This is a genomic window from Flavobacterium sp. GSB-24 (assembly GCF_027924665.1).
In the GTDB taxonomy this organism is placed as follows: Bacteria; Bacteroidota; Bacteroidia; order Flavobacteriales; family Flavobacteriaceae; genus Flavobacterium.
Map to the genome: position 1 here is coordinate 2,322,908 of NZ_AP027043.1, position 22,680 is coordinate 2,345,587.

Sequence of the window (22,680 nt, forward strand, 5' to 3'; positions counted from 1 at the left end):
AAATAGTTTTTGGGCAATTAAAAAGAGATTCTTTCTGAGGTGCGTTTACTGGTAAAATAAATTCCGATATAAGTGAATAAGCCGTTGATTATGATTAATTCATTATCAAATGTATAACCGAATAATCGAGCCGAATTTTCGCTTAAAAAATAAGTCAGTATCGGCGAAATAATACAGATTATCGGGATCAATTTGTCGTTTACTAATCTTGATTTTTGTAATAATCCAAAAGCATATAATCCTAATAACGGGCCGTAAGTGTAAGATGCAGCTCGGAAAATCAAAGCCACAACAGAGGCATCGTTAAAGGAATTCAGCACAATAATTACAAGAAAAAGTAATATGGAAAATCCGAAATGTACCCAATGTCTTGTTTTTACATTTTTGTTATTTCCTAAATTTTCAGATTTATCCATTCCGAGAAAGTCCACACAAAAAGAAGTTGTAAGTGCCGTTAACGCAGAATCGGTTGTAGCAAAAGTCGCGGCGATAATTCCTAACAGGAAAACAAACGCTGGAATAATTGACAAATGATTTAAAGCAATTTCCGGAAAAAGTAAATCGGTTCTTGGTTTTCCTGTTGCTAAATCTAGCGGAATCGCAACGCCATTTTTATCGGCATAGATATAAAGTAATGCGCCTAAACTCAAAAATATAATATTGATTAAAACGAAAATTCCTGTAAAAGTGAACATGTTTTTTTGCGCTTCGCCGATGTTTTTACAGCTCAGGTTTTTTTGCATTAAATCCTGATCCAGTCCAACCATTGCGATCGTAACAAACATTCCTCCTAAAATTTGTTTTACAAAGTGATATTTGCTCGTAAAGAAATCATCAAAGAAAAAAATCTTTGAATAATTGCTTTTTTGAATGGTTGAAACAGACTCAAGAACAGTCAGGTTAAGACTGTCACAAACAAAATAAATGGTTATAAACACGGAACTAACTAAAAAAAACGTCTGTAAAGTATCGGTAATAATAATGGTTTTCAGTCCGCTTCTAAACGTATATAAAAATATAAGTGCCAGCGCTAAAAGCACAGTAACCGGAAACGGAATATTAAAATCATTAAAAACATAACGCTGTAAAACAATAACAACCAAATACAATCTAAAAGCGGAACTGATTGTTCTGCTGACTAAAAATATAGAAGCTGCAGTTTTATAACTTCGGACTCCCATTCTTTGCTCTATATAACTGTAAATCGAAGTCAGATTCATTCTGTAATAGAGCGGTAGGAGGACTTTTGCAATAATGACAAATCCGATCGCATTTCCTAAAACGAACTGAAAATATTTGAATTGTTCTCCGTTTGGTGAACCAACTTCTCCGGGTACAGAAATAAATGTTACGCCTGAAAGCGCTGTTCCAATCATACCAAAAGCAACTAAATACCATTTAGAATTTTTATTTGCTTTGAAAAAAGAATCGTTGTCTTGTCCTTTCTTACTGATTATGTTTGAAATAAAAAGCAAAAGACCAAAGTAAACAAAGATGAAAATGAGAATGGTGGTAGAAGACATTTGGTTTTGGATTTAGAAATTATATTATTTTTTGCTGTTATGATCCAGCAGCACAGCGCGTACACTTTTATGTTTATGCAGTAATTCTTCGGCTAAATCGTATTCAATTTCCAGTTCTTCCATAATCATTTTGATGCCTCGTTTAACCAGTTTTTCATTCGATAATTGCATGTCAACCATTTTGTTGCCTTTTACTTTTCCAAGCTTAATCATAACCGAAGTTGAGATCATATTCAGCGTCAGTTTTTGTGCCGTTCCAGCTTTCATTCTGGTACTTCCAGTTAAAAATTCAGGTCCTACAATTAATTCAATTGGATGATCTGCTTCCTGCGCTATAAGTCCATTGCTGATGCAGGAAATACTTCCAGTTTTAATATTATGTTCTTTGGCTTTTTTCAAAGCGCCCAAAACATAAGGCGTATTTCCAGAAGCCGCAATTCCTATAATAAAATCCAGACTTGAAATCTCAAATTTAGCTAAATCTTTCCATGCTTGTTCCGTATCATCTTCGGCATTTTCTACCGCTTTTCTAATCGCAGTGTCGCCGCCTGCGATAATTCCGATAATCATATCGTGCGGAACGCCAAATGTTGGCGGACATTCCGATGCATCTAAAATTCCGATACGACCAGAAGTTCCAGCACCGATATAAAATAATCGTCCGCCAAGCTGCATTTTTTTTACGATTGCTTTAACCAGTTTTTCAATTTTAGGAATTTGTCCTTCAATGATATGCGGTACTTTTTTGTCTTCTGTATTAATGTTCGTCAAAAGTTCTTTCACGCTCATTTGATCCAAATCTTTGTATAAAGATTCTTGTTCAGTTTCAGGATTTTTATTTTTCATTTTTCTTTTTTTTTGATTTTTGAAGTCATAATTTTTTCTAATTTCTGACTTCAATATTTTGCATTAGTAGTCTCTATTTTATTAAAAAATAGTTTGATTTGGGGAAATTTAAGGGGTATAAAAATGGTTTCTAATAAAGCAAATATGCTTTTCTCATCGTTTTAAAATCTTCTAAACCTTTTTTCCAGCTGTCTCGAATATCTTTTTCAGAAACTCCAGCTTCGATTTGCTGCTGCAGTTTTTTTGTGCCGGCCAATTTGGTAAAAAACGGAATAAAAAATTTCGATTTATCAGTGGTGTTTTGATATGCTTTTAAAAGCCATTTTAATTCTAATTGATTCACTTTTGGTGCTTTAGAAAGATCTTCGCCATAACATTCTTTTCCGTTATAAACAGGATCTTTGGCTCCAAAATTTGGTTTTGGCGTAAATTTAAAATTGGTTTTGGTTAAATAAGGAGAACCATAAATCTGGAATTGCTTTTCTGTTCCTCGCCCGAGGCTCACATTTGTTCCTTCAAACAAACATAAACTGGCATATAAATTTATTGCCTGATCGTTTGGAAGATTTGGTGAAGGTTTTACAGGTAGACTGTACGGCATGTCTCTTTTGTAATTGGTGCAAGAAATTACAGTCAATTTACATTGTACGCCGTTTTTGAGCCATTTTTCACCATTAATCATTTGGCCGTATTCGCCAATTGTCATTCCGTGTAAAATTGGAATTGCGTGCATACCCACAAAACTGGTAAATTCTTTTTCCAAAATAGGTCCGTCAACAATGCTTCCGTTTGGGTTTGGACGATCTAAAATAATTAACGGAATATTGTTTTCTGCGCAGGCTTCCATTACATAATGAAGTGAAGAAATGTAGGTGTAAAATCTAGCTCCAACATCTTGTAAGTCAAAAACTAAAACATCAATTGCTGCTAATTGTTCTTTTTTTGGTTTTCTGTTTTCGCCATAAAGTGAAACAATCGAAAGTCCAGTTTTGGCATCTTTTCCATCAACAACATGCTCGCCTGCATCGGCAGTTCCTCTAAAGCCGTGTTCTGGTGCAAAAATGGTTTTAATGTTGATTTTTTTCTCTAATAAAAAATCAACCAAATGTTTTTTATTGGATAAAATTCCAGTTTGATTGGTGACAATCCCAACTTTTTTGTCTTTTAGTAAAGGAATATATTTCTCGAAATTATCAGCTCCTGTTTTAATTTCATTACTGCTATCATTGATTTTATTTTCAATTATTTCGGTTGATGAATTGGCATTCGATGCATTTGAAATGATTAAAAATAAAATAAAAGTGATTTTTTTAAAGGATTGAAACATAAGACAAAAGTTTAAATTACAATTAAAATTACGTTTAATAAAGGACAAAAAACTAAATTGGGTAATTAAATCGAACCACTTTAATCAGAAAGTGGTTCGATTTTTTAGCTTATTTATTTGTTATAAAAGTAACAGACGGAGCATTTGATGTCGCCGTTGGCAGTCCACCGATAATTCCTCTGCAATAAATCGTGTAAACTCTACCTGCTCTAGGAATAAAAGCGGTACTTGCCGGTGAATTCGCAAGATTGGCAATTGTTGTTCCAGTTGTTGTTCCTGGAACATTTGTTGGTGAACCAGCCACACGAACCTGCAATTGATATCCTCTTGTATCTTTTGGATCCTGTGGTTCAATAGGGATGTATTTTTCGTCACCGCCTTTAAAAGTCACATTTCTATAAGTGTAAACTTCTTTTGTAGTCACAGGTGTTGCGCCAGAGATTGAAGTTTCTTTTAGTAATCCTAAATCATAACCTGCTGGAGCAGAATTGCTGATGACATTTATAAAACGAATGTAAGCCTTAGTTGGGTCTAAATCTGCTACCGATAAATCGTCATTTAACTGATAAAGAGAATACACTGGAGGCGTAACAGAAGGCGGAGTTGACAGCAAGAAACTAGTATAATATTTTCCTGTTTCGGTAACAATATTTCCGTCATAAATAGTAACTGCTGGAGTTGCAGGAGTTATAATACTCAAAGGCTGTGTTCCAGGTTTCATCAAAACATAATTGATGGGAACTGGATACTGCGCACCATAACTCATGCCAATTGGAACTCCAGTTGAAACGCCGACAGCAGAGATTTTTTCTGCTCCTGTAAAGTAATTGATTTGAAAATTAGTTCCGTTTGGACCTACAGCCGCGTGAACAAATTTTACGTTAGAAGCATTTGCTATTCCATCCTTAGTTTGATAAGGAGTTTGATCGTTCTCGTCACCGCAGGATGTAAACGCAAGTAATACAAAAACGGGAATGATTAACTTTTTAAAATGGTTAAATATATTTTTCATCTGATTCGATTTTTAGTTTAAAATTACGGTTGAGAAAACCACATTTCTTGTGTGTGATAATCTACTTTATCGGCTCCGATCGCTTTTAAAGCATCAAAATTCCAAACATATTCTGAGTTAAATCTCGGACGAACTCTATATGGTAATTTTCCATTGTTGTCAACAAATATTCCTCCGTTTGGTGTTAAATTCATTGATTTGTAAATGTCAGTATTATAGTGATATTTACGTAAATCTGTCCAAGTTTCTAACATTCCATAACCAAATAAAGCTACATATTTTTGAAGCATAATCTGGCTGATAGTCAAGTCTGCAGCCGCTGGAACAATATTTACGTTCGTTAAAAATGCTGTTTTTTCAGCAGCTGTAATTGTTGAGGTAATAGGGAAAGTTGTGCTTACAACAGTATTTGCATTTACAAAATCGATATTAGCGTCAATTGCTTTTCTGTAAGCGTCTAAAGCCATCGCTTTGTCTCCTTTAATAAATGCAGCTTCTGCTTTAATAAATTGAATTTCAGAATACGTCATCAAAGGAAAATTCGCTTTATCTCTAAAAAGATATCTACCTGGAGTTGTGATAGTTCCTGCAACATATGTTCCGTAAATATTTGGGATTCTGCTTACGTTTGTTGCAACTGTTGAAGCTGTAGTATTTAACGGATTTCCATTAAAAGTATACTTACTCGGATCTGGATTTGCAGCAGAAGCCGGGGCAGTTTCAGAAAGACCTACAGATGGCGCTAAAACTCTAGAAATTCTAGGATCTTTTACATTTCCAAAAAGAGTTCCGTCCATTGTTCGTACTGCAAAATCAGTTTGACGGTACGTATTGAAATTGTTTCTTCCAGGACCGTAAAAATTGATATCTGCAGCTACTGTTCCGTTGTATCGAATTAAAGCATTGTCTGCGTTTGAAGCCAATGATTTATCGCAGTATTCGATAACTTTATCTGGATTGTAAGAAGCTTTATTAATTTGATTATTTAGGTTTCTAGCCAAAACTCCGTAGGCAAATTTCACCCATTTAGAGCGGTCGCCGCCATACATTTTGTCGCCTGAAGCCGTGTAAGTCTGCGAAACATTTCCATCTGTACGATCTAAATCGACTAAACCTTCGTTTAATAAACGAACAACTTCAGCATAAACTTTATCCTGAGAAACATAGTCAAAAGAAAGACGTGAAGTGAAAACCTGATCAAAATCAATTAATTCTGAATGATAATCTGTTGCAACCTGCCAAGACCAAGCTCTGATAACTTTTGAAATTCCAGTAATATCATGACGCTGCTCTGCAACGGCCTTTTCTTGTAATTTGGTTAAGTTTAAACCAATAGCAAAATACGCCATTTTCCAGATTTCACCGCCTGTATCGCTGTTTGCCTGATATCCAAAACGATCCCATTCGCTTCCTACTGCACCAACCGTAGCAATACTGAAATTTTGAATGTATCGTCCTAAACAACGGTTGTCAAATTGTAGTCCAACAGCCATTTGTTGTTCGATTGGCGGCAGTAAAGCTGGAGCAGAAACATCAACAGGAAAACTAGGATTCACGTTTATATCCTCTAAATCGTTGCACGAAATCATTGTGGTTACAAGACCTAATGCGGCTATATATGTTTTTATATTTTTCATGGTCAATTAATTAAAGTCCGATTTTCAATCCTAAGTTTACACCTCTTGGCGTAGAAACTACTCCAAAGTCAAAACCTGTTCCTCCAGCACCTCCAGTCGAAGCATTAGTTCCGTTAACAGAAGGATCTGCTCCAGTGTAATTAGTGATGATGAAAACATCGGTCATTGTTAAATAAAGCGAAAGATTGTTGATGAATGTTTTTTTCAAGATTTCTGAAGGCATTTGATAGCTTAAAGTGATATCTCTCATTCGCAGCCAATTAATGTCTTTTTCAATAAAATCAGCATCGATAGCTCCAGTTCTATAATATTCGTTTTGAACACTTGGTCTTACCGGAATATTATTTTGTGTTGGAGTAGCCGAATTTTCTAAGCCATCTCTCAGCACACCTTTTACAATTCGGGTTTGATCGCGATCTAAAGTTTTCGTAGACAATCCGTTTTGATATAAATAAAACTCCGTTGCATTGTAAATATCGCCGCCTTTTCTAATGTCTAACAAGAATGATAAACTAAGGTTTTTGTAAGTAAATGTATTTTGTAAACCAAGCATAAAATCTGGATTTCTGTCTCCAACAATTTTAAAGTTTGGATCTTTTAAAGGAAAACCAGTATTTGGATCAATTAAAGGTTCTCCGGCATTATTTCTTAAATAATCATTTCCAGTTAAAGTCGTTAACGGATTTCCAACGGTTACCCCGCCGCGAACATTTCCGTAAAGCCAAGTATCTGAAACATAATATTCAGAAACTACAGAAGGAAGATTTAATAATTCTGAACGCGTTTTGCTGAAGTTTGCACTTACATTCCAAGAAAAATTATCTTTTTGAATTGGACTTCCGCTTAAAGTAATCTCTAAACCTTGGTTTTGTAAATCTCCAAAGTTTGCAGAAGTTACTACGAATCCAGTTCCGTAGCTTAAACGCATATTTTTCAAAATTGGATCGATCGTTTTAGTACTGTAAACAGCAACGTCTAATCCAACGCGGTTTTTAAAGAATTTTAATTCTGTACCGAATTCAAAAGATTTACGGAATTCAGGTTTCAAATTCGGATTCGCACCTGTAACGCCATAAGCATAACCTCCATCTGTAGTCAATTGCGGCGTGAAAACCGGTTCTGCAGAATAAGGAGAAGGAATATTAGCAGCTTCCGCATACGAAGCTCTTAATTTTCCGTAAGAAAGAATTTCTTTGTCTTTCAATCCGTTTAAGTTTGTGAAAACAAAACTCGTTGAAACAGAAGGATAGAAAAATGGATCAGGTAATACAGAAGTCCAGTCTTCACGTCCAGTCAAAGTCAGATAAACAATTTTATCGTAATCTAAACTCAGCTCAGAAAAGAAACCAATGATTCTGCTTTGGATAATTCTCTCTTGAGATCTTTGCGTTGTAGCATCTGTATTGTTGATAGAGTAGAAGTTAGGATCGAAAAATTTGCTTCCTGTTGTAGATAAAATTTTATAATCATTATCGTTAACCGAATTACCCACCATCAGTTTGGTATTGAATTTTCCGAAAGATTTTTTAGCTGTAACTAATAAAGTCGTGTTTAAATTACTCGTATTCGAATAGTAAGATTCTATATAACCACCAGAAGCAATACCTGCAGCAGATTCTGGATGAATGGCTCTGTAACCTTGAGCAGAATTAACATCCCAGCCCACACGGCCCGTTAAGTTTAACCAAGAAGTTGGATCGTAGATTAATCCAACATTCGTAATAAAACGATTATTGAAATCCTCCGATAAATTTTTGTTTACCTCCCAATACGGATTATCGGTTTCGTTATCCAAAGCACCGCTGGTGATTTTTCTTCTCGTTCCGTCAGGATTTAGATAAACACTTGCATCATCATTTGCCGGCCAAGTTAATAATGAAAGCAGATAACCTGCATTTGTTACTCCTGGAATCTGTATGGCAGATCCAGCTCCCTTTGCTGCTTTTTGATTGTCTGATTTTGTAAAATTAAAACTAGCTTCTGATCTTAATTTTGAAGATAATTTTGCAGAAGCATTCAAATTAGCAGTTAAACGGCTGTATCCTGTATTTGGCACAACACCTTCCTGATCTAAGTTGGCTATAGACAAACGGTAAGAAGTAGTTTCTGTACCCGCCTCAAATGACAAATTATGATTGGTTGAAACTCCAGTTTTAAAGAAATTTTCAACATTATTATAAAATTTAGTTCCTGGTTCGTAAGCCGTTCCAAATTGTCTTCTGTAATCTGGATTGTTTACGCCGTCAGAACCTCTTTGATATACTTTTTGAATTTCTGGGAAACGATATAAATTATCAAATCTTGTATTAGTAGAATAAGTAAGTCTTCCAACTCCTTTTTTACCTTTTTTAGTTGTAATAACGATCGCACCATTTCCAGCCTGCATTCCGTAAAGCGCTGCCGCCTCAGGTCCTTTTAAGATAACCACAGATTCAATATCGTCTGGGTTAATATCCGCACCTCTGTTGGTGTAATCCTGCGTTCTGTTTGGAGCATTAGAAATTGTTACACCTTGGTCCATTGTTTCGTTACTCACTGGTAATCCGTCAACTACATACAAAGGAGAGTTGCTCCCGCTAAGCGAATTTACACCTCTTAACTGAATCGCAGCAGAGGCTCCCGGTGCTCCAGAAGTACTCGTTACGGTAAGACCCGCAACACGACCTTGCAAAGCCGTAGCAAAGTTTGGGCGCTGAGTGTCTGCGATTTCTTTTCCTTTTACTTCCTGAACCGCATATCCTAAAGACGATTTGTTTCTAACAATACCCATAGAACCCACAATAGTTACATTGTTCAGCGTTTGAGCACTTTCTGAAATAACAATTTTAAGATTGCTGCCATTTACAATAACTTCTTTGGTATTAAAACCAATGTAAGAAACAAGAAGTACTGCTCCTTGGTTTGCTTTGATCGAAAAGGTTCCATCAACTCCAGTCGAAGTTTGATCTTTGGTTCCCTGTACTAGAATGTTTGCGCCTGGCAATGTGTTACCGCTGCCATCTGTAACGACACCTTTTACTAGATTGTTTTGCGAATAACTGGTTAGTATTCCAAAAATGAAAAGTAAAAGAATTAAATGCTTTTTTTTCATAAGGGTTAATTTATGGTTAGAGATGCGAAATGTATAAAATATTTTTAAAAAATTGCAACTTTATGTCGTTTTTTTATTAATTCTATTCAATAATGCATAAAAACGCACAAATAACTTTGAATTAATTGGAATTATGGAAATCGTAAAAAGTTTTATTTTGAGGATTTTCAAAACTGCGATGTTTTTCTAAATTTGTAAAAAAGAAGATCTTATGCTCAAAAAGGAAAGACATCAATTCATAATGAATAAATTTCAGCAAGTCGAAAAAATAAATACGATCGACTTAGCTTTAGAATTGAATATTTCTGAGGATACTATTCGCAGGGATTTTATTGAGTTAAATGATAAAGGCTTAATAAATAAGGTGTATGGAGGCGCATTTTTAGCCAAAAACAATCATAAAAATGTTTTCGACATTACTATTATTAATGAAGATAAGAAAATAAGCGTGGCTAAAAAAGCACTTTCTTTTTTAAGTGAAGGACAAGTGATTATTATGAGCGGAGGAACAACAAATTTGACTTTCTGCAAACTCATTCCGCTAAATTTTACCGCTACAATTTACACCTACAGCCTTCCGATTGCAATGCAGTTGTCGCAGCACCCAAATATCGAATTAATTTTTATTGGAGGAAAATTACAAAAGCAGGCAATGGTAACCGTTGGTATTGATGTGGTTCAGGTGCTCTCCAAAATTAAGGCCGACATTTGTTTTATGGGTGTCAGCAGTATCGATGTAAATCAAGGACTTACCGAAATTGGTTATGAAGTTTCGGTTATTAAAAAAGAGATGATTAGGGCATCAGACAAGGTAATTGCGCTTTTTACCTCTGAAAAAATGAACAGCAAAATGCCACATAAAGTTTGTGATCTTGATAAACTTTACGCCGTTGTAACAGACCTAAATGTTGCAAGTCCGAAAATAAAGAATTTTGTAGATTCCGGAATTAAAGTATTGTAGAATTATTTAAAAATGCATTTTTATGCGTTTTTTTTGAGGGTGTGATATATCTCGAATAAATTCCAATTTTTAAATTCCAAATTTCAAAAGAGAAGTTTAAGTTTTCATAAGCCTTCGACTTCGCTCAGGGTGACAGTTGTGTTTGGAAAAAACCTCTGAACCTTTGCCACTTTGGACCTTTGTCCCATTACTTCAAAATAAACTCATTTTCTTTTAACTTCTTCAAAACAGCAGCAATAATTTTAGAACGGCATTCTGAATTTTCTGTTGTTGATGCAGTTTTCACCCAATACCGTATATTAAGCTGAATAACACCTGCAGCAGCGACATCAGTAATTACGGCTGCGTTTTCGTGGTCTTTTTCGGTAACGTCTTCACTGTTTCCGAGAACCTCTTTTACAAGTTCGATAGCACGGGTGTAATCAGAACCATATTCGAGTCCAACGGTGAACGTCTGAAGTAAGAAACCTTCGCTGTTATAATTGATAAGTGTGTTTTTTATTAAAAGTGCGTTTGGAATATAAATGATTTTCGAGTCGCTTTTTACTTCGGTATCGCGCAGGTTGAGGTTAATTACTTCGCCTTTAACGCCATTACTTTCAATAATATCTCCAATATTAAAAGGTCTTTTAAAAGCCAGCAGAATTCCCGCAAGGAAATTTTCGCCAATATCTTTAAGCGCAAAACCAATTACAAAAGCAGAGATTCCGGCACCGGCCAGCATGCTTTGAGCGATTCCGTCAAGACCTATAATTCGGAACATAATAAGAATCCCGATAATAATAAGAACAGACTTAATTAAACGAGCAATAAAAGTCGCCAGAAGACGATCGTGCATTCTGACTTTTAGTCGGTTGCCTGCAAAAATTCCGACACGGCTTGCAATAAACCATGAAACCAAAATGACCAGAACTGCTAGAATAAATTTTGGTGTAAGATCGACAATGCTATAATAATATCCTTCTAAATGTTTGACAACGTCTTGCAGAAAGTCTTCCATAATAAATAAGTAATTGGCATAAAAAAGTTAAATTCTAAAAGTAGAGATTTAGAAAGTGGAACACTTTACAGGATTCTCTTAGAATTTTATAAAATCTAATGGAGGAATCAGATAAAATCACAAATTATATCAATTTAATCTGCTATATTTTTATATTTGCTGTCTGAGTTTTTTCAGAACTATTTTATCAAAAAGCACCACTTACATGTTGACCCAATCTCATTTAAAGCAATTAGCCGATACTCTCGAAGGCAAACTTTTATACGATGATCTTCATAAAACACTTTATTCTACAGATGCATCGGTGTATCGGATTCGGCCAAATGCAGTGGCTGTGCCTAAGACGGTAGAAGATATCAGCAAATTAATTCGCTTCGCAGCACAACATAATATTTCGATTACACCAAGAACTGCTGGAACTTCACTTGCTGGACAGGCGGTAGGGGACGGACTTGTGGTGGATGTTTCGAAAAATTTCACCAAAATTATTTCGTACAATGCCGAAAAGAAAACCGTTACGGTACAGCCTGGTGTTATTCGAGATGAACTGAATTTATTCTTGAAACCTCACGGGGTATTTTTCGCCCCAATTACATCAACCTCAAACCGCGCTATGATTGGCGGAATGGTTGGAAATAATTCATCTGGAACAACTTCGATTCGGTATGGTGTTACGCGCGATAAGATTGTTGAGGTTAAAGCAATTTTGAGCGACGGTTCTGAAGTAGCTTTTGGCGAACTGACTTCGGCGGAATTTATGGAGAAAACCAAAGGAGATTCTTTAGAAAATAAAATCTACAAACGACTTTACGATGAACTTTCGGAAAAGGAAAATCAGGAAGAGATTATAAAAGAGTTTCCGAAACCAGAAATTCACAGAAGAAATACAGGTTATGCCGTTGATATCCTATTAAGATCCGATTTATTTGGAGGAACAGAACCTACAATTAATGTTGGAAAATTACTTTGCGGAAGCGAGGGGACTCTGGCCTTTACAACAGAAATCACTTTGAAAGTTGACGATTTACCACCTGTACATAATATTATGGTGGTTGGACATTACCATACGATTCAGGAATCTTTAGAATCTGTGGTGGTGGCAATGAAACATTATTTGTACACTTGTGAAATGATCGACGATACCATTTTGGATTGTACAAAAACCAATCGCGAACATATAAAAAATCGTTTCTTTTTGGTAGGTGAACCAAAAGCTATCATGTTGTTTGAAGTGGCTTCTCATTCTCTAGAAGATGCCGAAAGACAAGCTAATGATTTAATAGCCGATTTAGAAAAACATAATTTTGGTTACGCCCGCGTAAAGGTTTACGGTCCAGATATTGATAAAGCTAACGAACTGAGAAAAGCCGGTCTTGGACTTTTGGGAAGTATTGTTGGTGACAATAAAGCAGCCGATTCTATTGAAGATACGGCAGTTGAATTAAGCGATTTACCAGCGTATATTGCGGAGTTTTCGGCAATGATGCTGAGCCACGGACAGGAAGCGATTTATTACGCGCATGCGGGTGCGGGAGAACTGCATTTGCGTCCGGTTTTGAATTTGAAGAAAACGGAAGATTTAAAATTATTCAGAACCATTGCGACCGATGTGGCGCATTTGGTGAAAAAATATAGAGGTTCATTAAGTGGTGAACACGGCGACGGAATTGTGCGAGGGGAGTTTATTCCGTTTATGATTGGCGAGAAAAACTACGAATTGCTGAAAAGAATCAAATTGGCATTTGACCCGAATTCGGTTTTTAATATCGGAAAGATTGTCAACGCCTTGAAAATGGACGAAAATCATCGTGTAATTTCAGGAAGAGTAGAGCCAGATATTAAGACGTTTCAAGATTTCTCAGACAGTTTAGGAATTCTTCGTGCAGCCGAAAAATGCAACGGTTCGGGCGATTGCAGGAAAATGCCATCGGCGGGAGGAGCGATGTGTCCGAGTTATCGTGCGACCAGAAATGAAAAAGAAACCACTAGAGCCAGAGCAAATGCTTTAAGAGAATATTTGACATATTCTGAAAAAGAAAACAAATTTGACCAGAAAGAATTATACGAAGTTTTTGAGTTGTGCGTGAGCTGTAAAGCCTGTGCCAGCGAATGTCCGAGTAATGTGGATGTTGCAACTTTGAAAGCTGAATTTTTATACCAATATCAAAAAGCAAACGGATTTTCGACCCGAAGTAAAATTTTTGCCAACAATGCAAAATTGAACAAAATGGGAAGTTTGTTTCCGTCGATTACTAATTTTATTTCGAATCAGTCGCTTGTTAAAAGATCAATGGGAATTGCGCCCGAAAGACAAGTTCCGTTATTGGCGAAAAAGACTTTCAGAAAATGGTATGAAAATAACAAGCCTGCAATCAGCGATTTTCCAAACGGGCAATTGTATTTGTTTGTGGATGAATTTACCAATTATTATGATGTAAATATCGGGATCGACGCTTTTGAATTATTAACGAAGTTAGGCTATCAGGTTTTAATCGTAGATCACGAAGAAAGCGGCAGAACGTATTTATCGAAAGGATTTTTGGAAGAAGCCAAAAAAATCACCGATATCAATATCAATATTTTCAAAGATTTAATTTCAAGTAATGCGCCTTTAATCGGAATAGAACCATCAGCAATTTTAACTTTTAGAGATGAATATCTGCGATTGGCATCGGACAAAGAAAATGCAGAGAGAATTTCCCAAAACGCATTCACTATTGAAGAATTCTTCAAAAAAGAAATTATCGATGGAAAAATAACTCCAGATTCATTTTCTGAAGAAACTAAAGAAATCAAAATTCACGGACATTGCCATCAAAAATCGTTGAGTTCTGTTGAAGCGACTTTCGCCATGCTGAATCTCCCTAAAAATAATACCGTTACGATTTATAATTCAGGTTGCTGCGGAATGGCAGGTTCTTTTGGATATGAAAAAGAACATTACAAAGTAAGTATGCAAATGGGAGAGGATACTCTTTTCCCAAAAGTTAGAAATACTGCTTCAAACGTAAAAATCGCCGCTGCGGGAACGAGCTGTCGTCATCAAATTTATGATGGAACAAAACGTGAAGCGCAGCATCCTGTTTCGATTTTGAGAAGTTGCTTAAAATAAGTTTGACCGAAAAGTTCGCAAAGTTTTTATAAAAGATAATTCGTGAATTCGTGGCTATTTTTTCCGCCACGAATTCACGAATTGAAATAAACTATTTTAATGAAATTTTCTTGCCGGTTTCTGCTGCTTTATAAATCGCATTAATAATTTTCATGTCTTTCATTCCTTCTTCTCCAGTAATATGATTGGGTAGTTTTTTGTTTGCTAAAATCACTTTACAAATTTCATCCATTTGGGTTTGCTGTTGGTTTATCACAGGAAAATTAAATGCTTTTCCATCAGATCTTTTACCCACAAAAGGTCCATAGCTCACAGCAGGACTCATTTCAAATGTGCCTTCATCTGCGGAAGCAAAAAATCTATCAATGCCAAAACCATAGGAACTGCTGCAATTAGCCACAGCACCACTTGGAAATTCCATTTGCCAAGTAATATTTTCTTCCACCTGAGCAAACATATTTTTATTGTTTACAGTTCCAAATTGTGCCGTTACAGCAATTGGTTCTTCGCCTAAAACATAACGCGAAACCTGAATACAATAAACGCCTAAATTGATTAAAGTACCGCCTCCAGCTAGTTTTTTATTCAATCTCCATTGGTTACGGGCATTTAAATCTACAGGTGAATTAATATCACGAAAATCATACGTGCTGTAACCAAGAGAGGCTTCAATAAAACGAACCTGACCCAAAACTTTTTCCTGCCCAAGTCGCTTTACTTCCAGATGATTAGGTTCGTAATGCAGACGATAACCCATTGCGAGTTGTACATTGTTTTCCTTACAGGCTTTAATCATTTCTTCGCAGTCTTCAATAGTAATCGCCATCGGTTTTTCAACAATAACATGTTTTCCAGCTTTTGCTGCCCGAATGGTAAGTTCTTTGTGCAGTGAATTGGCAGTTACGACATAAACTAAACCAATATCTTTGTTTTTTACGATGGAATCGAAATTCTCATAATTGTAAATGTTCTTCTCTGGTATATTATATTTCTTTTTCCATTTTTCGGCTTTAGAAGGAGTTCCTGTCACGATTCCCGCAAGCTGGCAGTATTCAGAAACTTGAAGACCTTCCGCCAGAAGTGAAGCGTAATTTCCCAAGCCGCAAAGCGCGATATTTAATTTCTTTCCAGTGTAAGGCTTTTTATTAATTTCCGGCGCAGATAAAAAAGATGGAAGAGATGTCATCACAACAGACGCTCCAACGCCAATTCCAAATTTATTCACAAACGATCTTCTTGAAATTTTTTCCATATAATTTATCTTTTAAGTTAAATAGCAATTTATTAGTAAGCTCTTTTTTATAAATGTTACATTTGTGTTTGATGTTATTGACTTAGGATGTTTTTGTTTCCCGCAGATTCCACAGATCTAGCAGATTAATTTTAATGAATAAATTTAGATAAAACGATTCTTTTTGTTTCACGCAGATTTGGCAGATTTGGCAGATTTGGCAGATTTTAGCAGATTTACTTTTAAGTTTATAAAAAATAAAATCTGCGTAAATCATTTAATCTGTGGCAAAAAAATAATTCGAGAAAATTCGAGAAATTCGTGGCAAAAAAACACCCTCAAAAAACAAAATCGTTTTATATATTTGAAATCAGGATAATTTTTGCATTATTTGCAAAATAAAACCATAAAGTCCGAAGTAAATTAATTTTATAATAGCAAAACATATATGGCATTTTCAAGTTTATTCCGAAAGAAAACAGTACAGGATATTCTGAAGCAGGTTGCTCAGAACGAATCAGATGGTCATAATGCATTAGGAAAACATTTGACGACCAAAGATTTGACTGCATTCGGAATTGCGGCTATTGTTGGGGCAGGGATTTTTAGTACTATCGGAAAAGCCAGTGCAGACGGCGGACCAGCTGTTATTTTCTTGTTTCTATTTACAGCTTTAGCTTGTAGTTTTGCTGCTTTTGCTTACGCGGAATTTGCTTCGATGGTGCCGGTTTCAGGAAGTGCTTATACCTATTCGTATGTTGCTTTTGGAGAATTAATTGCCTGGATAATCGGCTGGGCTTTGATTATGGAATACGCAGTCGGAAATATAACCGTCGCCATATCGTGGAGTGATTATTTTACGGGACTGCTCCAGAGCGGCGGTATACATCTTCCGCAATGGATTCAGATGGATTATTTAACGGCATCAAACGGATTTAAAGATGCCGAAGCTTTAATGCGAGGCGGAAAATCATTCGAAAATTTAAGTACAGCTTTACAGCAGGCCCATACAGCTTGGACAACAGCGCCAACAATAGGATCTTTCCATTTTGTTACCGATTTACCAGCTCTATTTATCATTATTTTGATTACAGCTTTGGTTTACAGAGGAATGAAAGAATCTCGTAACGCCAGTAATTTAATGGTTGTTGTAAAACTTTGTGTAGTTCTTCTAGTAATTGCTGTGGGTGTATTTTACGTAGATACAGCAAACTGGGATCCGTTTGCTCCAAATGGAGTTGGCGGGGTTTTAAAAGGTGTTTCTGCTGTTTTCTTTGCTTATATTGGTTTTGATGCGATTTCGACAACTGCCGAAGAATGTAAAAATCCGCAGCGTGATTTACCACGAGGTATGATGTGGGCAATTATCATTTGTACGATTTTATATATCGCTATTGCCTTAGTTTTGACCGGAATGGTAAAATACCACGAACTAAATGTTGGAGATCCTCTTGCATTTGTTTTCGATAAATTAGACCTAAAATGGATGTCGGGAATTATTGCGGTAAGTGCTGTAGTAGCTATGGCAAGCGTTTTATTGGTTTTCCAAATGGGACAGCCTCGTATCTGGATGAGCATGAGCCGTGATGGTTTATTGCCAAAGAAATTTTCTACCGTTCACCCAAAATATAAAACACCATCATTTGCTACAATCGTAACTGGTTTTGTGGTAGCAGTTCCAGCTTTATTTCTAAACCTTACAATGGTTACAGATTTATGCAGTATCGGAACTTTGTTTGCTTTTGTTTTGGTTTGCGCTGGAGTTTTAGTGTTGCAAAACAAACCTGAAATTCCAAGAGGAAAATTTAAAACGCCTTATGTAAATTCAAAATATATTTTACCAGTTTTAATGATTGCTGGATTGTACTATGCTTTTACTTTCAACAATAAAGCTACAATGGCTTTTATAAATAATGAGGCGCAAACGAATGATGCGACAACAATTATTACTTCTTTAGATAAAGAAGAATCGGCAAAAGTTTTTAATTATTTGGAAAGCATTGACGTTCATAATAAAACTGCAGAAACATCAGATTTAGAGCATTTGCTAAGTCAATACCAAGACGATGACGCAAAATATGCTGAGGTTGTAAAAGGATTACCAATTAACGATTCTTTAAAATACGAATCAGGATTCAGTTTGTTCAAGCACAAAATTCCAATGTGGATTTTCTTATTTGTTTTAGTTGGATTAGCCGTTTGGGCATTCAGAAAAAATCTATCTTTAATTCCGCTTTTAGGATTAATTTGCTGCCTTTACATGATGGCCGAATTAAGCGTTTGGAACTGGATTTACTTCACTATCTGGTTACTAATCGGATTATTGATTTACTTTACTTATAGTAGAAAAAATAGTAAACTAAATACTCAAGTTGTGAGTTAGAATTAAAAGGTTATATGTGAAAAGCCGTTCTGAGAATAATTTCAGAACGGCTTTTTTCATATAAAATTCACTCAAATTTTCTCGCGCAGATTGTGCAAGTCTAGCAGATTTTTTTATAGATTTCTACAACAATAAGCATGATCAGCCAAATCTGCGAGAGAGAAATCTTAGTGAACCTCTGTGTAAACTTCTTTACTAATCTCTGGGGAATTCAAAATACCAAGCTCAACCATACAAGCTTTCATCATTTGGTAAGTGCGTTCAATATCATTATCCAATCCAATAGAAAAGCGAATCAAACCGTCTGTTAATCCCATTTCTTTCTGCTCTTCTAAGGGAATTTCACTAGAAGTCGAAGTTCCTGGTGCGCTGAATAATGTTTTATAAAAACCTAAACTAACAGCTAAATAACCTAAGTTTCTTTCCTGCATCAATTCCATCAATTCATTGGCTTTCGCTAAAGTGCCAACGTCAATCGTCAGCATTCCTCCAAAACCATATTCTGGATTAATCATCGTTTTGTACAATTCGTGACTTGGATGACTTTTTAATCCGGGATAAACCGTTTTTAAACCTTCTTTCTCAAATTGATCGGCAAGAAAATGCGCATTATGACTGTGCTGTTTGATTCGGATGTGAAGCGTGCGAAGATTTTTCATTACAGAAGCCGAACGCAAACTATCCATCGTTGGCCCTAACAGCATACTTGCACCAGAATTTACATTTTTTAGCGAATTAATAAATTCTTTTGATGCACAAGTCACACCTCCGACAGTATCACTGCTTCCGTTAATGTATTTTGTCAAACTATGAATGACAATATCGGCACCTAATTTTGCAGGAGAAACAGATAAGGGTGAAAAAGTATTATCGACAACCAATTTCAAATTGTACTTTTTGGCTATTTTAGCTAAACCAGCAATATCGGCAACTTCCAGAAGTGGATTACTAACCGTTTCGCAATATAAAACTTTCGTTTTTGATGTAATTGCTGCTTGTACAACGTCCAACTTAGTAATGTCAACAAAGCTTGTTTCAATTCCGAATCTTGGAGTAAAGTTTTTTAGAAAAGCGTATGTTCCGCCATAAATAGTTCGGCTCGAAACAATGTGATCGCCCGCACCGCACAGCTGTAATAGAGTAGGCGTAATCGCACCCATTCCTGAAGCCGATACATTTGCTGTTTCCGTTCCTTCCATTGCCGCCAAAGCCTGATCCAAATACAAATTGCTTGGCGATGAATGACGCGAGTATAAATAACAGCCTTCCATATTGCCTTCAAAAGTATCAAACATCGTTTTGGCCGAAAGAAAAGTATAAGTAGAGGAATCAGAAATCGAAGGATTTACACCTCCAAATTCACCAAAGTACTGCAAATCTTGAATTTTATCTGCTGGGTTAAAGTTTTTCATTATAGTTGGTTTTTTGTTTGTTTTGTTTCAAGTTTCAAGTTGAGAGCGAGGAAGCTCGTTTCTAAGAAATTCTATCCAAAATAATATCTATTTAGAATATTAATCAATCATAAATTGAATAATTAGATTTTAAAACTATAAAAACTTATTTTTAATGATTTTTAATCTAAATTTGATCTGGAAAATATAATTCAATAGATTTTATTTCACTTAATAAACTATCAACTATCAACCCAAAACCATCAACTAAAAATGACTCTAGACGCTACAGATAAAAAACTCCTCGTTTTACTTCAAACCGACAGTAAAAAAACAACCAAAGAATTATCTTTAAAACTTGATCTTTCTGTAACCGCAGTTTACGAACGAATCAAAAAACTAGAACGAGAAGGTATCATTAAAAACTATGCAGCATTAGTAGATAAATCCAAAATCGAAAAAGGATTTGTGGTTTTCTGTCATCTAAAACTTATTCAGCATACTAAAGAATTCCTAACCAAATTCGAAAGCGAAGTCATCAAACTAAACGAAGTTTTAGAATGCCATCATGTAAGCGGTGATTACGATTATATCTTGAAAGTTTTAGTAAAAGATATGGAAGCGTATCGTGAATTTTTGGTTACCAAATTGACTTCGCTTCAACATATTGGCAGTACGCAAAGTATGTTTATGATTAGTGAGGTGAAGAACTCGACGGTAATTTCTTTTTAAGAGGTTCAAAGGTTTTAAAAAAGAGACTAAGATTCTAAGTTACTAAGGTTCTAAGTTTTTTTAATAGCGTCCAACTTTAGCTGACGCAACTAATCTTTATTCTTTAAACTTTGCGACTCTGCGTCTTTGCGAGATTAAAAAACAAAACTTTGCGTAATTCTTAGCGTCCTTTGCGGTAAAACCTTCCTCCAAAATTTCACACAAAAAACATTGAGATTTAAACTTTAAACAAAACTTTATTCCTTAAATTTGTGACGCTAAAAAATTAAAAATAGACAAACTATGAGTTCATTTGACGTAGTCATTATAGGTTCAGGTCCTGGCGGATATGTATCAGCAATTCGTTGCGCACAATTAGGTTTCAAAACTGCCATTATAGAAAAATATAATTCATTAGGCGGAACTTGCCTTAACGTAGGTTGTATTCCTTCAAAAGCATTATTGTCGTCTTCTCATCATTATGCTGAAATTGCTCATTTTGCAGATCACGGAATAGAAGTTTCTGGAGATGTAAAAATCAATTTAGAGAAAATGATCGCGCGCAAACAAGCAGTTGTAGATCAAACCGTAGGTGGAATCAACTACTTAATGGATAAAAATAAAATTACTGTTTTCACTGGTTTAGGTTCTTTCGTAGACGCAACGCATATCGCAATTGCAAAAGCTGACGGGACATCAGAAACTATCGAAGCAAAATATACTGTAATCGCTACAGGTTCAAAACCATCTTCTTTACCATTTATCAAAATTGATAAAGAAAGAATCATCACTTCTACTGAGGCTTTAGCTTTAAAAGAAGTTCCAAAACACTTAGTAATTATTGGTGGAGGAGTTATTGGAATCGAGCTTGGACAAGTTTACTTGCGTTTAGGAGCTCAGGTTTCTGTAGTAGAATTCATGGACAGAATCATTCCTGGAATGGACGGAGCTCTTTCTAAAGAATTGACTAAGGTATTGAAAAAACAAGGAATGAAATTCTACGTTTCTCACAAAGTAAAATCAGTTGAAAGAAACGGCGATGCTGTTGTAGTTCAAGCTGAAAATGCAAAAGGAGAAACAATCACTCTTGAAGGAGATTATTCATTAGTTTCTGTTGGTCGTCGTCCTTACACAGACGGATTAAACGCTGACAAAGCTGGAGTTAAAATTTCAGACAGAGGACAAGTTGAAGTAAACGATCATTTACAAACAAATGTTCCAAATATCTATGCAATTGGTGATGTTGTTCGTGGAGCAATGTTAGCGCATAAAGCGGAAGAAGAAGGAGTAGTAGTTGCTGAAATTTTAGCAGGTCAGAAACCGCATATCGATTACAATTTAATTCCTGGTGTGGTTTACACTTGGCCGGAAGTTGCAGCAGTGGGACAAACTGAAGAGCAATTGAAAGCTGCGGGAGTGAAATATAAATCTGGAAGTTTCCCTTTCAAAGCGTTAGGACGTGCAAGAGCAAGTGCTGACTTAGACGGATTTGTAAAAATCCTTGCTGATGAAAAAACAGATGAGGTTTTAGGAGTTCACATGATTGGTGCCCGTACAGCAGATTTAATTGCTGAAGCGGTTACTGCAATGGAATTCAAAGCTTCTGCTGAAGATATTTCAAGAATGAGTCATGCGCACCCAACTTTCGCGGAAGCGGTAAAAGAAGCAGCATTGGCAGCTACTGAAAATAGAGCTTTACACGTATAATTTGCGTAAATCATATTAACTAAACCGTCAGAGCAATCTGGCGGTTTTTTTATGCGTTATTTTAGCTTCTTAATAATATAATAATTCAAAATAATTTTGTAAATTAGATGTGTGTTTCAAGTGCTATCTTTATGATTATTAAAAGATAACATTATGAAAAGTAAATATATAGTTCCGATTTTGATTGGAGCAGGAATAGGAATTGCCCTTACATCTTGTGGAGGAGGTATTCCGAAAAAAGCACAAGCTGTAACCAATTTTGACAGCAAAAAATATCTCGGAAAATGGTATGAAATCGCTAGATTAGATTACAAATGGGAAAGAGATCTGGACAATGTAACTGCTGAGTATTCTTTAAACGAAGATAAAACTATAAAAGTCGATAATAAGGGCTATAATGTCAAAAAAGACAAATGGGAACAAAGTGTCGGGAAAGCTAAATTTGTCAAAAAAGATAATATTGGTATGCTGAAAGTCTCATTTTTTGGTCCTTTTTATTCAGGGTACAATGTTGTAGCTATTGACCCCGACTATAAGTATGCGCTTGTTGCTGGTGAAAGTTTAAAATACATGTGGATCCTTTCGCGTGAGAAAACTATTCCAGAAAGTATAAAGGCAGACTATTTAATTAAAGCTCAAGAAATTGGATACAAAGTAACCGATCTCGTTTGGGTTAAGCATGATAGAACGAATTAAAAAAGAACCCGACAGTTTAAATAGCTGTCGGGTTTTATTTTTAGTTTGAAAA

The 22,680-nt window shown here is 35.7% G+C and carries 15 protein-coding genes; 6 read left to right on the plus strand and 9 right to left on the minus strand.

What is annotated here, in order from left to right:
* Window positions 1-17: 17 nt before the first annotated feature.
* The 6 genes from QMG60_RS10180 to QMG60_RS10205 all read right to left on the minus strand — a co-directional run bounded on the left by QMG60_RS10180 (window position 18) and on the right by QMG60_RS10205 (window position 9,436).
* Complete coding sequence (locus tag QMG60_RS10180; protein ID WP_281867743.1) at window positions 18-1,523, minus strand: sodium:solute symporter; 1,506 nt, start codon at window positions 1,521-1,523, stop codon at window positions 18-20.
* A gap of 24 nt (window positions 1,524-1,547) precedes the next feature.
* A complete protein-coding gene (gene murQ / locus QMG60_RS10185) occupies window positions 1,548-2,369 on the minus strand; it encodes an N-acetylmuramic acid 6-phosphate etherase (RefSeq protein WP_057119877.1) in 822 nt (273 codons plus the stop codon).
* 130 nt (window positions 2,370-2,499) lie between these two features.
* Window positions 2,500-3,696, minus strand: coding sequence for a DUF1343 domain-containing protein (locus QMG60_RS10190; RefSeq protein ID WP_281867744.1), 1,197 nt, complete (start codon window positions 3,694-3,696; stop codon window positions 2,500-2,502).
* A gap of 109 nt (window positions 3,697-3,805) precedes the next feature.
* Window positions 3,806-4,708 (minus strand): hypothetical protein, encoded by a 903-nt coding sequence (locus tag QMG60_RS10195; RefSeq protein ID WP_281867745.1) that lies wholly within the window; start codon window positions 4,706-4,708, stop codon window positions 3,806-3,808.
* A 23-nt stretch (window positions 4,709-4,731) separates the two neighbouring features.
* A complete protein-coding gene (locus tag QMG60_RS10200) occupies window positions 4,732-6,345 on the minus strand; it encodes a SusD/RagB family nutrient-binding outer membrane lipoprotein (RefSeq protein WP_281867746.1) in 1,614 nt (537 codons plus the stop codon).
* Between the two features lie 10 nt (window positions 6,346-6,355).
* Window positions 6,356-9,436, minus strand: coding sequence for a SusC/RagA family TonB-linked outer membrane protein (locus QMG60_RS10205; RefSeq protein WP_057119303.1), 3,081 nt, complete (start codon window positions 9,434-9,436; stop codon window positions 6,356-6,358).
* Between the two features lie 211 nt (window positions 9,437-9,647).
* On the opposite strand from QMG60_RS10205, the gene QMG60_RS10210 reads away from it, so the two are divergent.
* Complete coding sequence (locus tag QMG60_RS10210; protein WP_281867747.1) at window positions 9,648-10,397, plus strand: DeoR/GlpR family DNA-binding transcription regulator; 750 nt, start codon at window positions 9,648-9,650, stop codon at window positions 10,395-10,397.
* A gap of 187 nt (window positions 10,398-10,584) precedes the next feature.
* Here the strand turns inward: QMG60_RS10210 and QMG60_RS10215 are convergent, their stop codons facing one another.
* A complete protein-coding gene (locus QMG60_RS10215) occupies window positions 10,585-11,397 on the minus strand; it encodes a mechanosensitive ion channel domain-containing protein (RefSeq protein WP_281867748.1) in 813 nt (270 codons plus the stop codon).
* 205 nt (window positions 11,398-11,602) lie between these two features.
* Between QMG60_RS10215 and QMG60_RS10220 the strand changes: the two genes are divergently transcribed.
* Complete coding sequence (locus QMG60_RS10220) at window positions 11,603-14,509, plus strand: FAD-binding and (Fe-S)-binding domain-containing protein (RefSeq protein WP_281867749.1); 2,907 nt, start codon at window positions 11,603-11,605, stop codon at window positions 14,507-14,509.
* 91 nt (window positions 14,510-14,600) lie between these two features.
* Here the strand turns inward: QMG60_RS10220 and QMG60_RS10225 are convergent, their stop codons facing one another.
* The gene (locus QMG60_RS10225; protein WP_281867750.1) at window positions 14,601-15,761 is read right to left on the minus strand and encodes a Gfo/Idh/MocA family oxidoreductase; all 1,161 of its coding nucleotides are present in this window, start codon (window positions 15,759-15,761) and stop codon (window positions 14,601-14,603) included.
* Window positions 15,762-16,188: 427 nt separating this feature from the next.
* Between QMG60_RS10225 and QMG60_RS10230 the strand changes: the two genes are divergently transcribed.
* Window positions 16,189-18,123 carry an amino acid permease gene (locus tag QMG60_RS10230; protein WP_057119284.1) on the plus strand — a complete coding sequence of 645 codons (1,935 nt, stop codon included), beginning with the start codon at window positions 16,189-16,191 and terminating at the stop codon, window positions 18,121-18,123.
* Between the two features lie 167 nt (window positions 18,124-18,290).
* Here the strand turns inward: QMG60_RS10230 and QMG60_RS10235 are convergent, their stop codons facing one another.
* The gene (locus tag QMG60_RS10235; protein WP_281867751.1) at window positions 18,291-19,535 is read right to left on the minus strand and encodes an aminotransferase class I/II-fold pyridoxal phosphate-dependent enzyme; all 1,245 of its coding nucleotides are present in this window, start codon (window positions 19,533-19,535) and stop codon (window positions 18,291-18,293) included.
* 252 nt (window positions 19,536-19,787) lie between these two features.
* Between QMG60_RS10235 and QMG60_RS10240 the strand changes: the two genes are divergently transcribed.
* From QMG60_RS10240 to QMG60_RS10250, 3 genes are all read left to right on the plus strand, one after another.
* On the plus strand, window positions 19,788-20,246 hold the full coding sequence (locus QMG60_RS10240; protein ID WP_073416914.1) for an Lrp/AsnC family transcriptional regulator: 459 nt from the start codon (window positions 19,788-19,790) through the stop codon (window positions 20,244-20,246).
* A gap of 282 nt (window positions 20,247-20,528) precedes the next feature.
* Window positions 20,529-21,932, plus strand: a complete 1,404-nt coding sequence (lpdA, locus tag QMG60_RS10245; RefSeq protein WP_281867752.1) for a dihydrolipoyl dehydrogenase — start codon at window positions 20,529-20,531, stop codon at window positions 21,930-21,932.
* A 153-nt stretch (window positions 21,933-22,085) separates the two neighbouring features.
* Entirely contained in the window at window positions 22,086-22,628 is a 543-nt protein-coding gene (locus tag QMG60_RS10250; RefSeq protein ID WP_057119278.1) for a lipocalin family protein, read from the plus strand.
* Window positions 22,629-22,680: the final 52 nt, after the last annotated feature.